This is a genomic window from Haemophilus sp. HMSC071C11 (assembly GCF_001837655.1).
GTDB classification, from domain to species: Bacteria; Pseudomonadota; Gammaproteobacteria; order Enterobacterales; family Pasteurellaceae; genus Haemophilus; species Haemophilus influenzae.
Genome location: NZ_KV833404.1, coordinates 82,398 through 99,741, shown reverse-complemented (window position 1 = coordinate 99,741; position 17,344 = coordinate 82,398). Strand labels below are relative to the sequence as shown.

Below are 17,344 nucleotides of genomic sequence, written 5' to 3'. Positions count from 1 at the left end.
TCGTGCTCTACCAACTGAGCTATTCCCGCATTCGCTGTTAGTGGTGCGCATTTTACGGAAATTCAGATAACTGTCAATTACAGATTTAAAAAAATTGTCTAACCGTTTAAAAAAAGTTCATTTTGTTCAAATAAATCACAGAAAATGATGGAAAAATGAAATTTTATGTAATTTTCTAATTTCTACTTTTATCACTTTTTCCTTTGTGCCAAAATGCTAAACGTTTTTTAACACGTAAAGTGCGGTCAATTTTTTCATTATTTTTAGAGGATGTTATGACACAACAATATGCTATTGATACTTTATTAGCTCAAGCTGGCAATCGCAGTGATGAGCGTACGGGCGCGGTTTCTGCACCAATTTTTCTTTCTACGGCTTATGGTCATTGTGGTATCGGTGAAAGTACGGGATTTGATTACACACGTACCAAAAATCCAACTCGCACAGTATTAGAAGAAACGATAGCTAAATTAGAGAATGGAGATCGTGGTTTTGCGTTTTCTTCTGGTATGGCTGCAATTCAAGTTTTGATGACGCTTTTTACCGCCCCAGATGAATGGATTGTTTCTAGCGATGTGTATGGTGGTACTTATCGATTATTAGATTTTTCTTATAAAAATAACAATAGTGTAAAACCTGTTTATGTTAATACAGCATCTGCTTCAGCAATTGAGGCTGCCATTAACCCAAATACGAAAGCGATTTTTATTGAAACCCCATCGAATCCTTTAATGGAAGAATGTGATGTGGTTGAAATTGCAAAACTTGCGAAAAAACATAACTTAATGTTGATCGTGGATAATACGTTTTTAACGCCTGTGCTTTCTCGTCCATTAGATTTAGGTGCGGATGTGGTAATTCACAGCGGAACTAAATATATTGCTGGGCATAATGATGCACTTGTTGGTTTAATTGTTGCGAAAGGGCAAGAACTTTGTGATCGCATTGCTTATATTCAAAATGGTGCAGGGGCGGTGCTTTCTCCTTTTGATTCTTGGCTGACTATTCGTGGTATGAAGACCCTTTCTTTGCGTATGAAACGCCATCAAGAAAATGCACAAGCTATTGCGGAATTTTTAAAAGCTCAACCACAAGTGGAATCGGTGCTTTATCCGAATAAAGGTGGGATGTTGTCTTTCCGTTTGCAAGATGAAGCTTGGGTTAATACATTTTTAAAATCCATCAAATTGATTACTTTTGCAGAAAGTCTAGGCGGCACAGAAAGTTTTATTACTTATCCTGCCACTCAAACTCATATGGATATTCCAGAATCCGAGCGTGTAGCTCGTGGGATTACTAATACCTTGTTGCGTTTTTCAGTCGGTATTGAAGATGTAGAAGATATTAAAGCGGACTTATTACAAGCTTTTGCAAACTTAAAATAATTGGAGCAAACCATGAAAATTGCAATCTATAGCACTAAAAGTTATGACAGAAAATATATTGAGCTCATTAACGCGAAATATAATTTCGATTTAGAATTTTTTGATTTTATGTTGAACGAGAGCACTGTGCGTTTGGCAGAACATTGCGAAGTAGTATGCATTTTCGTGAATGATAATGGTAGCCGAAAAGTATTAGAAAAATTAGCCGCACTTGGTGTGAAAATTGTGGCTTTGCGTTGTTCTGGCTTCAATAATGTTGATTTAAAAGCAGCTCAAGACTTAGGCATCCAAGTTGTCCGCGTTCCAGCTTATTCGCCTGAAGCGGTGGCGGAACATACCATCGGTTTGATGATGACACTGAATCGTCGAATTCATCGTGCTTATCAGCGTACCCGAGAAGCGAATTTCTCTCTTGAGGGGTTAATTGGTTTCAATATGTACGGACGCACAGTCGGCGTAATCGGAACAGGAAAAATCGGGATCGCAGTGATGCGAATTTTGAAAGGTTTTGGCATGAATATCTTGGCGTACGATCCTTTTAAAAATCCAGTGGTGGAAGAACTGGGGGGACAATATGTTGAATTAGATGAGCTTTATGCTAAATCTCATGTGATTACACTTCATTGCCCAGCAACGCCAGAAAACTATCATTTATTAAATCGCGAGGCTTTTGCAAAAATGAAAGATGGCGTGATGATCGTTAATACGAGTCGCGGTTCTTTGATTGATACTCAAGCTGCAATTGATGCGTTAAAACAGCGTAAAATCGGTGCGTTAGGTATGGATGTTTACGAGAATGAACGAGATTTGTTCTTTGAAGATAAGTCTAACGAAGTGATTCAAGATGATATTTTCCGCCGTTTATCTTCTTGCCATAATGTATTGCTAACAGGTCACCAAGCGTTTTTAACGGAAGAGGCACTAACCAATATTGCGGATGTGACTTTATCAAACATTTATAAATTGAAATCGGGTAAAGTGTGTGAAAATATTGTTTTGCCGTCTTAGTTTTTGGCAATTAAAACGATTAGTTTACATTTTTTAAAACGGTGTTATTCTGCACCGCACTTGTAAGTTTAAAAAAAGCCCTTATATAGGGATTCCATTCACAAAATAAGGAAAACAAAATGAGCGAAGTATTACACATTAATGACGCAGATTTTGAAAGTGTTGTAGTTAATTCAGATATCCCCGTTTTATTAGACTTTTGGGCACCTTGGTGTGGTCCTTGCAAAATGATTGCTCCAGTGTTAGATGAACTTGCACCTGAATTTGCAGGTAAAGTTAAAATCGTGAAAATGAATGTGGATGACAACCAAGCAACGCCAGCACAATTTGGTGTTCGTAGTATCCCAACATTATTATTGATTAAAAATGGTCAAGTTGTAGCAACTCAAGTTGGTGCATTAGCAAAAACTCAATTGGCTAACTTCATTAACCAACATATTTAATCGTTGTTTAAAGCTATAAGTAACTTTAGCGCATTGATAAGATTGCCCCTTAATGGGGCAATTTTTTTGTCTTAAGATTTCACTTTCTAATAACGAACTTAATTCTCCCGCACTTGGCGTAGAAAATTCGAGCATTAAAATATCAGGCAATGCCGATGCAAATAAATTCACTAATGATGTATAAGACCCGCACAATAATACGCTTTCATCTTTGCTCCAGTTGCCATGGCATACATGTAATTAGGGGAGAGTTCCACGCTACACGCCAGCTACGATCTAATGGCATATCGGTCATGCGCATAAAGCAAGAAACATTGCTACGCATACCTAAGCCATTCCAGCTATCGGCTTCAAAAGTTAAGCCATTGAATACTGCAATTTAATTCAAAATAATTTCAGTAATGTGACGTGGATCAAGAAAAAATCTGGCAAGCATTTTCCCATGTAAGTTTTTTAATCAATTCAGCAGGTTCATTTCTTAAGGTGCAAAGGGCTTTAAAACTTTCCACAATACGTTCTGGTCGATTAGGTTGGCCTTGAAAACCAAATACAGGCATATCTGGACTGTCTGTTTCCAACACTAAGGCATCAAGCGGCAACTTCGCGATTGCTTGACGAGTTTTATTGGCTCGTTCATAAGTGATAGTGCCGCCAACTCCGATTTTATAGCCTAAATCAACAAAGTGTTTTGCTTGATCGTAACTTCCTGAAAAACCGTGTACCACGCCAAGTTTAGATAATGGAATACGTTTTAAAAAAGTAAAAATTTGATCATGGGTTTTTCGACTGTGAATATTGACGGGTAAATTAAATTGCTTTGCCAAATAAAGTTGGCTTTCAAAAAAATGACATTGCTTTGCCCAAAGTTCATCGGTGAGCAAATCAGGAATCGCGCGTTCTAAACCAATTTCTGCCACCGCTGAGCAATTTGCATCACGATTTTTTAAGGCTTGTTCTAACAGAATCAAATCATTTTCGGCGTGTTCTTGAATATAAAGAGGATGGAGCCCAAGCCCATAGCACAAATTATCAGGAAAAAGTGCGGTCATATTTTGGATTGTTTTAAAATCAGCTTCTTTCACCGCCACAACCAGTATTTTTTGCACATCGGCTTGCTTAGCATTATCAATAAGTTGTGACAACGGTTCCCCAGTAAATTGTTGGAGATAATCAAGATGCGTGTGAGTGTCGAAGAAGTGCATAAATATCTTTATCTAAATTCTATAAAAAATCCCCTGATTATCGCTAATCAGGGGATTCATCGCTCAATGGCGTTTAAAAACTCATCTTTCGATGATGATCGCTCTAAGGCGTTACGCTCGGAAGTCTATACTGTATTCTATCTACTTGTCAAGTAATGAGCTTGCATTGATTGCTTTTATGATAGCTCTTTGAACTTTTGTTACAACATCCCTTGGCAAATATTGAGTAATTTTAGTTCCTTTATCATAAATATGATACAGACGGAGACGACTTACTGATTGAATTAATTCAGATTTAATCCAGCGAGTCCTTTTATCATAAAAGCTTGTTGCTTTTATTAATTCTGAATCTATTTCAATATGATAGCCATTTTTTATACCATCTAAATTAATTGTAGATGAAATTGGTGCAACTAAAATAAGCCCGTTCAGTTTCGCATTCAAAACAACAACTAAACGTTTTTTAACCATTTCAGGTGGAATATGTCCATCAACGTGACAGGTATGCGAAAATTGACCATAATCACATTCTAGAATTTCTCCAACTTTAGGGCGATGTTGTTTTATGCTCATTTGTTACTCAATAGAAACCAATGTAATCACTACATCTTCAGTAGGAACATCTTGATGAAAGCCTTTGTTGCCTGTTTTCACTTTTTTGATTTTATCAACAACATCCATCCCTTCAACCACTTCACCAAATACTGCATAGCCCCATTCTTGAACGACTTCTCGACCAAACATTTCTTTTGAACGATAATTTAAGAAATCATTGTCTGCCACGTTAATGAAAAATTGTGCGGTCGCTGAATGTGGATCTGAAGTGCGTGCCATTGCAATGGTTCCACGTTTGTTGCTTAAACGATTGTTCGCTTCATTTTGGATTGGTGCTTTAGTTGCTTTTTCACGCATACCGCTTTCCATACCACCGCCTTGAATCATAAAGCCATCAATAACACGGTGAAAAATTGTGTTATTATAAAAACCGTCTTTGCAGTAATTTAAGAAATTTTCTGCTGTAACTGGAGCTTTATCAAAATCCAATTTAATTTTAATGTCGCCAAAATTTGTGTGTAATGTAACCATTTTGTTTTCCCTCTAAAAAATTAAGGGTCGTATTATTCCACAATCGAGGTAAAAGTGCTATAAAAGTGCGGTTTGTTTTTATTTCATTTTACGAGCTTAAAAATGCTAAAAATTTTCAATACCTTAACGAGAGAAAAAGAAATCTTTAAACCTATCCACGAAAATAAAGTGGGAATGTATGTTTGTGGCGTTACTGTTTATGATTTGTGCCATATCGGTCATGGACGCACTTTTGTGTGTTTTGATGTGATTGCCCGTTATTTACGTTCTTTGGGTTACGATTTAACTTATGTGCGCAATATTACGGACGTAGATGACAAAATCATCAAACGTGCATTAGAAAACAAAGAAACCTGCGATCAGCTAGTGGATCGTATGGTACAGGAAATGTATAAAGATTTTGATGCACTTAATGTATTACGCCCTGATTTTGAGCCTCGCGCAACCCATCATATTCCTGAAATTATTGAAATTGTGGAAAAATTGATTAAACGTGGACATGCTTATGTTGCGGATAATGGCGATGTGATGTTTGATGTAGAAAGCTTCAAAGAATACGGCAAATTATCTCGTCAAGATCTTGAGCAATTACAAGCTGGTGCACGTATTGAAATCAATGAAATCAAGAAAAATCCAATGGATTTCGTGCTTTGGAAAATGTCGAAAGAAAACGAGCCAAGTTGGTCTTCCCCTTGGGGCGCAGGTCGTCCTGGCTGGCATATTGAATGTTCGGCAATGAACTGCAAACAGCTTGGCGAGCATTTTGATATTCACGGTGGTGGTTCTGATTTAATGTTCCCACACCACGAAAATGAAATTGCACAATCTTGCTGTGCGCATGGTGGCCAATATGTGAATTATTGGATCCATTCTGGCATGATTATGGTGGATAAAGAAAAAATGTCGAAATCTCTCGGCAATTTCTTCACAATTCGTGATGTATTAAACCATTACAATGCAGAAGCTGTACGTTATTTCTTATTAACGGCACATTATCGTAGCCAGCTCAATTATAGCGAAGAAAACTTGAATTTAGCGCAAGGTGCGTTGGAACGTTTATACACGGCTTTACGTGGAACGGATCAAAGTGCGGTTGTTTTTGGCGGAGAAAATTTTGTGGAAACCTTCCGTGAAGCAATGGATGATGATTTCAATACGCCAAATGCCCTTTCTGTCTTATTTGAAATGGCACGTGAAATCAATAAATTGAAAACTGAAGATGCAGAAAAAGCCAATGGACTTGCCGCGCGTTTGCGTGAATTGGGGGCGATTTTAGGATTACTTCAACAAGAGCCAGAAAAATTCTTACAAGCAGGTTCTGACGATGATGAAGTGGCAAAAATTGAAGCACTGATTAAACAACGCAATGAGGCCCGCGCTGCTAAAGATTGGGCTACTGCTGATGCTGCGCGTAATGAGCTTACCGCTATGGGCATCGTATTAGAAGATGGGGCGAATGGAACAACTTGGCGTAAGCAATAAATTCAAACGTTAAATCATTTCCATTAAAAAGACTAAGTTCAGAATGTAATAGAACTTAGTCTTTTTATTTTTTCATCATTTCTTAATATAGGATTTCAAGGTTTGCGCGGTTTCAACCTGTTGCCAAAATTGTGTAATAAGTGCGGTCATTTTTTCTCTTATTCGTTAAAACGGATCAAACCTTCTTGTTGTGTTGTCGCGATTAATTGACCATCTTGCGAGAAAATTTGCCCGCGAGCTAAGCCTCGCCCTCCAAAAGCATTATTGCTTTCAATTGCGTGCAAATGCCAGTGATTTAAATCAAACGGACGATGGAACCAAATACTATGATCAATGGTTGCCACTTTCATTCCTTTTTGTAAAAAGCCTTTTTCGTGCGGATGAAGTGCGGTCAAAATACAGTGAAAATCGGAAAAATAAGCCAATAAACATTGCTGGATTTTTATATCAAGCGGCGTTTCACCATTGGTTTTAAACCAAGAATATTGCTCGGCTGGCAATTTTGTCCCGTTAAATGGGTTATTCAAATATTTGGTACGTACCTCAAATGGACGCTCTGCCGCAAATTTTTCATTGAGTGGTTCTGGCAAGATTTGAGCCACTTTTTGTAGCATCACATTTTCATCTGTAAAGTCTTCAGGCGTGCCAACATTTGGCATTGAATTTTGATGTTCAAAACCTTTTTCTGGCACTTGGAAAGAAGCGGTTACATGACAAATGGTATTTTTATGTTGAATGGCTTTTACGCGTAATGCAGAAAAGTTACGCCCTTCACGCAAGGTTTCCACATCGTAAATAATTGGATATTGGCTGTCTCCTGGTGCAAGAAAATAGGCATGACAAGAATGCAAAATACGATCTTCTAGTGCTACCTGCATTGCTGCTGATAATGCTTGAGCCACTACTTGCCCGCCAAATACTTGACGAAAACCTAAATCTTGGCTTTCACCACGAAAGATTAAATCATCAATTTTTTCAAGTTTAAGAAGATGAATAAGGTTATTGAGAATATCTGACATATTGCTTTCCTAGAAGATAAGAAAAAGTGCGGTTATTTTAGCGGAGATTTTGGGGAATGCCAAAGTTGGAAACAAAAAGCACGCATTAAAAAATGCGTGCTTTTGCTATCGTGTTAATCAAAGGTGTTTAACTCTTCTCTTCACTTCTTCCTGTTTTCCCGCATTAAATGGGCGGGCATCAGGACTGCCTAGATAGCCACAGACGCGGCGAGTGACAGACACTTTTGTGCTGTCGTGATTGCCACATTTCGGGCAAACAAAACCTTTGCTGGTACATTCAAATTCGCCGGTGAAACCACATTCATAACACTCGTCAATCGGTGTGTTTGTGCCGTAGTAAGGTACGCGATCGTAGCTATAATCCCACACATCTTCCAATGCTTTTAAGTTGTGTTGAATATTTGGATATTCGCCGTAGCAAATAAAACCGCCGCTGGCGAGTGGGGGATATGACATTTCAAAATCCAGTTTGTCGTAAGGATTTACTTTCTTTTCTACATCTAAGTGGTAACTATTCGTGTAGTAGCCTTTATCCGTGACGCCTTCAATCACGCCAAATTTTTTAGTGTCTAGACGGCAGAATCGGTCGCATAAGTTTTCGCTTGGCGTGGAGTAAAGGCTGAAGGCATAGCCAGTTTCTTTTTGCCAGCGTTTTACTGCCTCGCTAAGGTGGCGAACAATCGCAATGCCTTTTTCGCGTAATTGTTCATCATCAAAAATATGCCCTTTTTTATATAGCGCATTAATGGTTTCATGAATACCGATATAGCCGAGCGAAATAGAGGCTCGTCCATTTTTGAAAATTTGTGCCACATTTTCATCCGCTTTTAACCGCACTCCGCATGCACCTTCCATATAAAGAATGGGAGCAACGCGAGCTTTGGTATTCTCAAGGCGGGCAACACGCGTCATTAATGCTTTTTTCGCAATAGCCAAACGTTCATCTAAAGTGCGGTAGAAATCTTCTTCGTTTTTGGACTCCAACGCGATATGCGGTAAATTCAAACTCACTACGCCAAGATTATTACGCCCATCGTGAATTTCGTGACCTTTTTCTTCGTATGCACCTAAAAAGCTACGACATCCCATTGGGGCTTTAAAAGAGCCTGTGACTTTGACAACTTGATCGTAATTGAGAATATCTGGATACATACGTTTTGATGCGCATTCTAATGCGAGTTGTTTGATATCGTAATTCGGATCGACTTTATTTTGGTTCAAACCTTTTTTGATGGTGAAAACAAGTTTTGGAAATACAGGCGTTTTATGATTTTTTCCAAGTCCACGAATACGATTTTTTAAAATAGCTTGCTGAATTAAGCGGGATTGCCAGCTTGTACCTAAACCAAAACCAAAGGTCACAAATGGTGTTTGCCCATTTGAAGTATGTAGTGTATTAACTTCATATTCTAAGGATTGGAAGGCATCGAAACATTCTTTTTCAATCAATGCTTTGGCATAACCTTCAACATCAGGCACGTTCCATTCTTGGGCATGTTTGAGATGTTTTTCGTAACTGATTTGCACATAAGGGGAAAGCACTTCATCAATACGATTAATGGTTGTGCCACCGTAAATATGGCTGGCAACTTGGGCGATAATTTGTGCTGTCACTGCCGTTGCGGTGCCGATAGATTTAGGGGGTTCGATTTCCGCATTGCCCATTTTGAAACCACGAGAAAGCATCCCTTCTAAATCAACTAACATACAGTTAAACATTGGAAAGAACGGCGCGTAATCTAAATCGTGATAATGAATTTCACCTTTTTCGTGAGCCTCTACCACATCGCGTGGAAGAATATGGTGCTTGGCATAATGTTTTGCCACAATTCCAGCAAGCAAATCACGTTGCGTTGGAATCACTTTCGCGTCTTTATTGGCGTTTTCATTAAGTAATTCTACGTTGCTTTGTTCAATCAAACCTTCAATTTCTTTTGTTAGCTGGCTACGTTTTTCTCGCGCTAAATCACGATCATGACGATATTCGATATACGCACGAGCAATCTCAGGATAACGACTTGCCATCAATTTATCTTCAACGACTTTTTGAATCTGATTAATATCAATCTCGCCTTGATGACGGGTGAAAATTTCATTCCCTACTTCTTGCCCAATTTGGTGGCAATAAAATTCATCGGAAATATTGACCGCACTTGCGGCTTTTTTAATGGCATTAATGATACGTTGAATCTCAAACTCCGCACGAGAACCATCGCGCTTGATGACCCCAAAGTTACTCATGATATAGCTCCAATATATAGTGTTTTTGAAATGCGGATTGCACTATATATAGATCTAAAAAGATAATCAACACACAATATGTAGTGTTTTAGACCTTTTTGTCGTAAGATAATTTTGTTAAAGATTGATTTTATTAGAAAAATATCACATTAAGTTGTTGAGAGCTTTTCTCAAATATTTTTGATTTTGTGATCAATATCACAATGTTTACTTTTGGGGTTATAGGTTTTGAGAAAAAATAGTCTATGGTAAAATAGATGAGTATTTAACAGAGGTAAAAATGATGACTGATAAGCTAAATTTAAATGTATTAGACGCTGCATTTTATTCGTTAGAGCAAACCGTAGTACAAATTTCAGACAGAAATTGGTTTGATATGCAACCCTCTATTGTACAAGATACCTTAATTGCAGGTGCAATTCAGAAATTTGAATTTGTTTATGAGTTAAGTTTAAAAATGATGAAACGCCAACTTCAACAAGATGCAATTAATACCGATGATATTGGGGCTTATGGATTTAAGGATATTTTGCGAGAAGCATTGAGATTTGGTTTGATTGAAGATATGTCAAAATGGGTTGTTTATCGTGATATGCGTAATATTACATCACATACTTATGATCAGGAAAAAGCCATGGCTGTTTATGCACAAATTGATGATTTTTTAATAGAAAGTTGTTTCCTATTGGAACAATTACGTCAGAGAAATCAATATGACTAGTTTTGCACAGCTTGATATAAAATCTGAAGAATTGGCGATTGTGAAAACTATTTTACAACAATTCGTACCTGATTATACCGTATGGGCTTTCGGTTCTCGTGTAAAGGGAAAAGCAAAAAAATATTCCGATCTTGACCTTGCGATTATCTCTGAGGAGCCTTTAGATTTTTTAGCTCGTGACAGATTAAAGGAAGCTTTTTCTGAATCAGATTTACCGTGGCGCGTAGATCTTCTAGATTGGGCTACAACGAGCGAAGATTTTAGGGAAATTATCCGTAAAGTTTATGTTGTTATTCAGGAAAAAGAAAAAACGGTCGAAAAACCGACCGCTCTTTAGACAAAATATAAATTAAGCCGCCACCATTACCATCGCTGGGCGAATGACTCGACCACTTAAGGTGTAGCCTTTTTGCAATACGACGCTAATTTGATTGGTTTCAAAGCCTTCAGCTGGTTGCATTGAAATGGCTTGATGTAAATCAGGATTAAAGGCTTCACCGACAACTCCCACAGCTTCCACGCCAAAACGCCCAACGGTTGAAACTAATTCTTTTAAGGTTAGTTCTACACCGTCAAATAAGGCTTTTACGCTTTCATCTTCTTTATTTGCTGGAGTGGCAAGCGCACGCTCTAGGTTATCGATAGTATTCAAAATGTCTTTTGAAAATTTTTCCAAAGCGAATTTATGTGCTTTTTCTACGTCTTGTTCAGTACGACGACGAAGATTTTCAATTTCAGCACGAGAGCGAAGTAAAATATCCTGTTCTTTGTTTGCCGCTTCTTCTATTTGAGTTTTTAGCTGCTCTTCAAGCTCTTGCACGCGAGCAATTGCTTCTTCTAAAGGATCAAATTCTTGAGAAGGATCTGCTTGTTGTGCTTCTTCCACAACGACTTCTTCTTGATTTTCTACTTCTGGGATTTCAACTTTTTGTTCTTGTTCTGACATTTTTTTCTCCGTAAAACAAAATTGATTAATCGTAATTGGGCATAGTGTAGCAAAAAACGATATAATGACGAAAATGTTAAATTCAAGTGCGGTCATTTTATGAATCATTTATATCGTTCCTTTAAAACCATTGCTCTTGTAGGTAAGCCTCGCAATGATATTAACTTACAAATGCACAAAAACTTATTTCATTGGTTAATGGAACGTGGTTATCAAGTGTTGGTGGAAAAAGAAGTCGCCATAACACTTGAGTTACCTTTTGAACATCTTGCTACGTTAGAAGAAATAGGCCACCGAGCCCAATTAGCCATTGTGATTGGTGGAGACGGCAATATGCTAGGGCGCGCTCGGGTATTAGCAAAATATGATATTCCATTGATTGGTATTAATCGTGGTAATTTGGGATTTTTAACGGATATTGACCCGAAAAATGCCTATTCCCAGCTTGAAGCTTGTTTAGAACGTGGCGAATTTTTTGTGGAAGAACGTTTTTTATTGGAAGCAAAAATCGAACGAGCAAGTGAAATCGTATCAACCAGCAATGCGGTAAATGAAGCGGTTATTCATCCCGCCAAAATTGCACATATGATTGACTTTCACGTATATATCAATGATAAGTTTGCATTTTCTCAACGTTCTGATGGATTAATTGTTTCTACTCCAACAGGTTCTACGGCTTATTCTCTTTCCGCTGGTGGACCTATTTTGACACCAAACCTTAATGCCATTGCATTAGTGCCAATGTTTCCACATACATTAACTTCTCGCCCTCTTGTTGTTGATGGGGATAGTAAAATATCGATTCGTTTTGCTGAACATAATACCTCTCAATTAGAAGTGGGCTGTGATAGTCAAATTACCTTACCTTTTACCCCAGATGATGTGGTGCATATTCAAAAAAGCGAGCATAAACTCCGATTGCTTCATCTGAAAAATTATAATTATTACAATGTGTTAAGTAGCAAATTAGGTTGGTTAAAATCATTTTGATTATGGTAAAAATTTTCGATTGAAATAGATTTGACAAAATACTGTAAAAAATCCTTTACTGTAAATTAAATCAGTTATATCATATTAAATATACAGTTAAAGGATTTTGCTATGCTTACTCAACTTACTATCAATAATTTTGCGATTGTTCGTCAGCTTGATATTGAATTGGCGAAAGGAATGTCTGTTATAACAGGGGAAACTGGTGCTGGAAAATCTATCGCCATTGATGCTTTAGGTTTATGTTTCGGACAAAGAGTAGAAACCTCAATGGTGCGTGAAGGGCAAGAGCGTGCGGAAATTTGTGCAACTTTCCAACTAGAATCGCAAAATCCTGCTTATCACTGGTTGAGTGAGCAAGAATTACAGGATCCAGATAATCCAACTGAATGTATTTTACGTCGTATAATTAATGCAGACGGACGTTCTAAGGCTTTTATTAATAGTACACCAGTATCCGCTTCTCAATTAAAAGAAATTGCTCAATATCTCGTTCATATTAATGGGCAACACGCTTCTCAATTATTGTTAAAAAATGACTATCAGCTTCAGTTAGTTGATAATTTTGCCGCTCATCCTGAATTACTTGTGAAAATGCGTGAAGATTATCAGACATGGAAAAATCTTCAAAATCAAGTTAAAACCTTTCAACAAAAAGTGGCGGAAAATGAAGCACGTAAACAACTTTTACAGTATCAAGTGGATGAGTTAGATGAATTTAACCTTCGACCAAATGAATATTTGGAATTAGAAGATGAACAACGTCGTTTATCTAGCAGCGAACAGCTAACCCAACTTTCTCAATCGGCCCTGCAAATTTTAAGTGAAAATGACACCGTAAATATCGATAGTTTGCTTTATCGTGCGACACAATATATTGATGAATTAGCTGAACTTGATCCGCAATATGCTGAAGTGCAAAATATGTTGAATGATGCGTTGATTCAAGTGCAAGAAGCAACCAGTGAAGTGCAAAATTTATCAAGTAATATCGAGCAGGATCCTCAACTTTTACAGGAAATCGAACAGCGAATTAGTCAGGCTTTACAACTTGCTCGTAAACATCAAGTTAAACCTGAAGATCTTGTAGAACAGCACAAAAAATTAAAAGCGGAATTAACCGCACTTTTGGATTTTTCTGAAAGTGAAGAGATGTTGATTGAGCAAGAAAAACGAGCATTTGAACAAATGCAAGCAACGGCTACAGCATTAACAGCAAGTCGTCAGCAATCTGCAACCCGCTTAGCGCAAAATGTCACACAGTCGATAAAACAACTTGCAATGGAAAACGCTGAATTTTATGTAGAGTTGAATACGGATTTAGATAAAGTGAGTGCAAATGGTGCGGATAATGTGATTTTCACTTTGCGTAGTAATTTAGGACAACAACCGCAGCCATTAGCTAAAATTGCCTCTGGTGGTGAGCTTTCTCGTATTTCTTTAGCGATTCAAGTTTTAACTTCTGATCAATCGGCTATTCCAACGTTAATTTTCGATGAAGTGGACGTGGGCATTAGCGGAAAAACAGCAAGCGTTGTCGGAAAACTTTTACGTCAATTAAGTGAACGCTGCCAAGTATTATGCGTAACGCACTTGCCACAGGTTGCTTGTCATGGCCATCATCAGTTTAATGTGGAAAAATTTACTGTGGATAATAAAACTGAAACAAAAATGACCGCACTTTCACAAGCTGAACGTGTACCAGCCTTGGCAAGACTCTTGGGCGGAAGTGAAATCACAGAATTAGCTCTAGCCAATGCACAGGAAATGTTAGATTTGGTTCATTAAAAATAGGATTGAATATTTAGTTTTTGCGAGGTTTCAAGAAGATTTGTGATGAAGGCTATTTTTGAAACGTCCACAAGCCATATTTTAGGATACAAATAACCTATCCCAAAATGCTTGAATAAATGACCGCTCTTTAACAAATTCACTGTCTTCCACAACGGTAGATTTACCCAACAAATTCAAATGATGAATAGTATTGCGTAAATCGACATAACTTTGTTTTAAAGCGTCGCAGTATGTTTGACTAATAATTTTAGCCTCTGCCATATCATCGAAAATACGAACATTGTCTGACCATTTTGTCAGTTGTGGGTTTTGTGGGGCATTAGCAAGCATTAAATATTGAGCGATAAATTCAATATCAGTGATACCACCGCGATCTGTTTTAAGATTAAATTCATTATCTTTTGAATGAGACAAATGCGTGAACATTTTTTCTCGCATCTCAACAACATCTTGTTTTAATTGTTCAATATCTCGTGATGCAGAAAGCACTTGTTGGCGGATATGCTCAAATTTAGCTTTAAGAGATGATTCGCCAAATACTGGACGAGCGCGCACAAGTGCTTGTTTTTCCCATGTCCAAGCGTCATTCAATTGATAATGGGAAAATGCAGAAAGAGAGCAGCCAATTAAGCCAGCATTGCCAGAAGGGCGAAGGCGCATATCAGCCTCATAAAGTACGCCAGCGGAAGTATTTATGCTGAAAATACTCACAATCTTTTGTGCCAAGCGTAGGTAAAATTGATTGCTATCAATCACTTTTTTGCCCCCTGTTGTTTGACTTTCTACGGCATCGTACAAAAATACGAGGTCTAAATCGGATTTGTAACCGAGTTCAATACCACCCAGTTTTCCATAACCAATAACTAGAAATCTTTTTTCATCATTTTGTAAATGTTCAGGCACGCCAAATCTAGAGGAAACTTGTTTCCAAGCTAGATTCACAACCACTTCAATAATTGCTTCAGCAAGATAGGTTAAATGATCGCTTACCTTCATTACCGGTAATGCCCCCAAAATATCTGCCGCTGCTACTTTTAATAGGGTTGCTTGTTTAAATTGACGTAAAGCATCAATAAGCTGTTCTTCATCATCAGGTGGTAAACGAAGCAAATATTGGTGTAATTCTGCAGGATATTGGGTAAATGGCAATGGATGGCGTAGTGCTTCTGTATTAAGTAATTCATCTAATAAGATAGGGTGGCGGGCCAGCTGCTCTGAAATAAGTTGAGACTGCGCACAAAGTTCAATAACTTGCTGAAGTGCGTGATGATTTTCCAACAGTAGTTCTAAATAAGTCGTTCTGCTCGAAATTTTCTCAATAATATTTAGAATGCGGGGAAGCAAAGTGCGGTAATTTTCTTGAGCAAAAATAAGAGTAAATATCGCTGGCATTAAATGACTTAATACATCACGCCCACGTGAACCTATAATTCTGTGATTTAGGTTATTTTTGAATTGAACAAGTTGTTCTAAAATTTCATTAATATGATTTTCCGATACACTACTATCTAATAATGTTTGTTCAATATCCTCAAAATCTGATTCTAAAAAATCTTGCCATTGGCTATCCGTTGGCGAGGGTTCATTTTGTTCATTACCGATTAATTGAGTAAATACAGCCCGCACTTTTTCTTGTTTTTGTTGCAAAGTGCGGTAAAAATCGTCCCAATTTTCTATTGGATAATATTTTTCAATGGTTTGATTATTTTTATTTAAACAAGTAAATTTTTTACAGGCTTCTACTAAACGAATTTGATCTATTTCATCGGTTGGTAGTGTTTGAGTTTGTTGATCGTTAATAGCTTGTAGAATGTTTTCTACGCGACGTAAAAAAATATAACTTTCATGTAAATCGTGGAATTGTTGTTCGGTAATTAATCCTAGTTTGGTAATTTCAGGCAAGATCTTTAAGAGTGAATGTTGTTGCAGACTGATTTCTCGCCCGCCTCGAATGAGTTGAAAAACTTGCACGATAAATTCGACTTCACGAATTCCACCTGCCCCCAATTTAATATTATCTTTCAAACTACGACGGCGTACTTCTCGCTCAATTTTGCCTTTCATTTCTCGTAAAGATTGAATCACACTAAAGTCAATATAGCGACGATACACAAAGGGGCGTAACATTTTTTGCAATTTAGGTACGTTGGGATCCTTTGTTTGTGCGTCCAATACTCGCCCTTTAATCATCGCATAGCGTTCCCAATCTCGACCTTGATCTTGATAATATTGTTCCATTGCCGCAAAGCTGAGAACAAGCGCACCACTGTCGCCAAATGGGCGCAAGCGCATATCGGTTCGATATACAAAACCCTCAGCGGTAAATTCATCTAAGGCAGAAATAAGGCGTTGCCCTAAACGCGTAAAAAATTTTCCATTATCCACAGGACGTCGAGCATTAGTATTATTAATGCAAGTTTCCCCTTGTGACGGATAAGTGAAAATTAAATCAATATCCGAGGAAAAATTGAGTTCAAAGCCGCCTAATTTCCCCATGCCTAGAATATAAAGCTGTTGCGGGTTGCCTTGTTCATCCATTGGCGTACCCATTTCCGCACAGGCTTGATGATAAAGCCAACCGCGAGCAGCGATAATTAAACTTTCTGCAAGTTGTGAAAGCTGAACAAAAATTTCTTCTACAGTGGCAAGATTCAAACTTTGGCAAAAACTTAATTTTGCCATTTCAATGTTACGGAATTGGCGTAATGTTTGATAGAGTGCGGTTTCGTCATGTATATGGGCTAATTCTCTATTCAAACGTTCAGTATAGGCAGAGCAATCTGCAAAACTGGGGGATTTTTCCCACCATTGTTTCCCTAAGTGCGGGTATTTTTGCAAGACTTTTTCCACAAAGCCAGACATTGCCATAGCATAGCCTAATTGGTAAATAGGCAGTTCAGGGTGGTTTGAATTTTTTTGAATGGCGTCGTGAATTTTTTCTGGGGAAAGTTCTGGAAAAGATTGGTACAGAATTGTGCCAAGAGATTGTAATTTTTGTTCAATGAGGGCAGAAAGTGCGGTCATTTT

The 17,344-nt window shown here is 37.8% G+C and carries 15 protein-coding genes; 8 read left to right on the top strand and 7 right to left on the bottom strand.

The genetic code is table 11. From position 1 onward, the window contains the following. The first annotated feature begins 275 nt into the window (after positions 1-275). From HMPREF2644_RS02810 to trxA, 3 genes are all read left to right on the top strand, one after another. A complete protein-coding gene (locus HMPREF2644_RS02810; RefSeq protein WP_005661154.1) occupies positions 276-1,385 on the top strand; it encodes a methionine biosynthesis PLP-dependent protein in 1,110 nt (369 codons plus the stop codon). Positions 1,386-1,397: 12 nt separating this feature from the next. Further along, positions 1,398-2,393 carry a 2-hydroxyacid dehydrogenase gene (locus HMPREF2644_RS02805; RefSeq protein ID WP_005661152.1) on the top strand — a complete coding sequence of 332 codons (996 nt, stop codon included), beginning with the start codon at positions 1,398-1,400 and terminating at the stop codon, positions 2,391-2,393. 119 nt (positions 2,394-2,512) lie between these two features. After that, positions 2,513-2,836 (top strand): thioredoxin, encoded by a 324-nt coding sequence (trxA, locus tag HMPREF2644_RS02800; protein WP_005689970.1) that lies wholly within the window; start codon positions 2,513-2,515, stop codon positions 2,834-2,836. A 413-nt stretch (positions 2,837-3,249) separates the two neighbouring features. Here the strand turns inward: trxA and HMPREF2644_RS02795 are convergent, their stop codons facing one another. The 3 genes from HMPREF2644_RS02795 to HMPREF2644_RS02785 all read right to left on the bottom strand — a co-directional run bounded on the left by HMPREF2644_RS02795 (position 3,250) and on the right by HMPREF2644_RS02785 (position 5,124). After that, on the bottom strand, positions 3,250-4,038 hold the full coding sequence (locus tag HMPREF2644_RS02795) for a TatD family hydrolase (protein ID WP_038440942.1): 789 nt from the start codon (positions 4,036-4,038) through the stop codon (positions 3,250-3,252). A gap of 141 nt (positions 4,039-4,179) precedes the next feature. Next, a complete protein-coding gene (locus HMPREF2644_RS02790; RefSeq protein ID WP_011271820.1) occupies positions 4,180-4,611 on the bottom strand; it encodes a type II toxin-antitoxin system PemK/MazF family toxin in 432 nt (143 codons plus the stop codon). Between the two features lie 3 nt (positions 4,612-4,614). Further along, the gene (locus HMPREF2644_RS02785) at positions 4,615-5,124 is read right to left on the bottom strand and encodes a peptidylprolyl isomerase (RefSeq protein ID WP_070828211.1); all 510 of its coding nucleotides are present in this window, start codon (positions 5,122-5,124) and stop codon (positions 4,615-4,617) included. 102 nt (positions 5,125-5,226) lie between these two features. On the opposite strand from HMPREF2644_RS02785, the gene cysS reads away from it, so the two are divergent. Beyond that, entirely contained in the window at positions 5,227-6,606 is a 1,380-nt protein-coding gene (cysS, locus tag HMPREF2644_RS02780) for a cysteine--tRNA ligase (protein WP_070828210.1), read from the top strand. A 158-nt stretch (positions 6,607-6,764) separates the two neighbouring features. On the opposite strand, the gene tesB is transcribed toward cysS, so the two are convergent. Together tesB and nrdD are read right to left on the bottom strand one after the other, a co-directional pair. Continuing rightward, positions 6,765-7,625: an acyl-CoA thioesterase II gene (gene tesB, locus HMPREF2644_RS02775; protein ID WP_070828209.1), complete on the bottom strand. Its 861-nt coding sequence runs from the start codon at positions 7,623-7,625 to the stop codon at positions 6,765-6,767. 117 nt (positions 7,626-7,742) lie between these two features. Further along, positions 7,743-9,866, bottom strand: a complete 2,124-nt coding sequence (gene nrdD, locus HMPREF2644_RS02770) for an anaerobic ribonucleoside-triphosphate reductase (RefSeq protein WP_070828208.1) — start codon at positions 9,864-9,866, stop codon at positions 7,743-7,745. Between the two features lie 280 nt (positions 9,867-10,146). Here nrdD and HMPREF2644_RS02765 point away from each other — a divergent pair, with 280 nt between their 5' ends. Next, a complete protein-coding gene (locus HMPREF2644_RS02765) occupies positions 10,147-10,587 on the top strand; it encodes an HI0074 family nucleotidyltransferase substrate-binding subunit (protein ID WP_011271815.1) in 441 nt (146 codons plus the stop codon). After that, on the top strand, positions 10,580-10,924 hold the full coding sequence (locus HMPREF2644_RS02760) for a nucleotidyltransferase family protein (protein ID WP_005687534.1): 345 nt from the start codon (positions 10,580-10,582) through the stop codon (positions 10,922-10,924). Before HMPREF2644_RS02765 ends, HMPREF2644_RS02760 begins: the two co-directional genes overlap by 8 nt. A 12-nt stretch (positions 10,925-10,936) precedes the next feature. Here HMPREF2644_RS02760 and grpE read toward each other — a convergent pair whose 3' ends face one another. Then, on the bottom strand, positions 10,937-11,533 hold the full coding sequence (gene grpE, locus HMPREF2644_RS02755; RefSeq protein ID WP_136439101.1) for a nucleotide exchange factor GrpE: 597 nt from the start codon (positions 11,531-11,533) through the stop codon (positions 10,937-10,939). Positions 11,534-11,632: 99 nt separating this feature from the next. Here grpE and HMPREF2644_RS02750 point away from each other — a divergent pair, with 99 nt between their 5' ends. Together HMPREF2644_RS02750 and recN are read left to right on the top strand one after the other, a co-directional pair. Then, positions 11,633-12,523 (top strand): NAD(+) kinase, encoded by an 891-nt coding sequence (locus tag HMPREF2644_RS02750; protein WP_005663214.1) that lies wholly within the window; start codon positions 11,633-11,635, stop codon positions 12,521-12,523. A gap of 111 nt (positions 12,524-12,634) precedes the next feature. Further along, positions 12,635-14,311, top strand: coding sequence for a DNA repair protein RecN (gene recN, locus HMPREF2644_RS02745; protein ID WP_011271812.1), 1,677 nt, complete (start codon positions 12,635-12,637; stop codon positions 14,309-14,311). 84 nt (positions 14,312-14,395) lie between these two features. Here the strand turns inward: recN and glnE are convergent, their stop codons facing one another. After that, the gene (gene glnE / locus HMPREF2644_RS02740; RefSeq protein WP_070828207.1) at positions 14,396-17,341 is read right to left on the bottom strand and encodes a bifunctional [glutamate--ammonia ligase]-adenylyl-L-tyrosine phosphorylase/[glutamate--ammonia-ligase] adenylyltransferase; all 2,946 of its coding nucleotides are present in this window, start codon (positions 17,339-17,341) and stop codon (positions 14,396-14,398) included. Positions 17,342-17,344 lie beyond the last annotated feature (3 nt).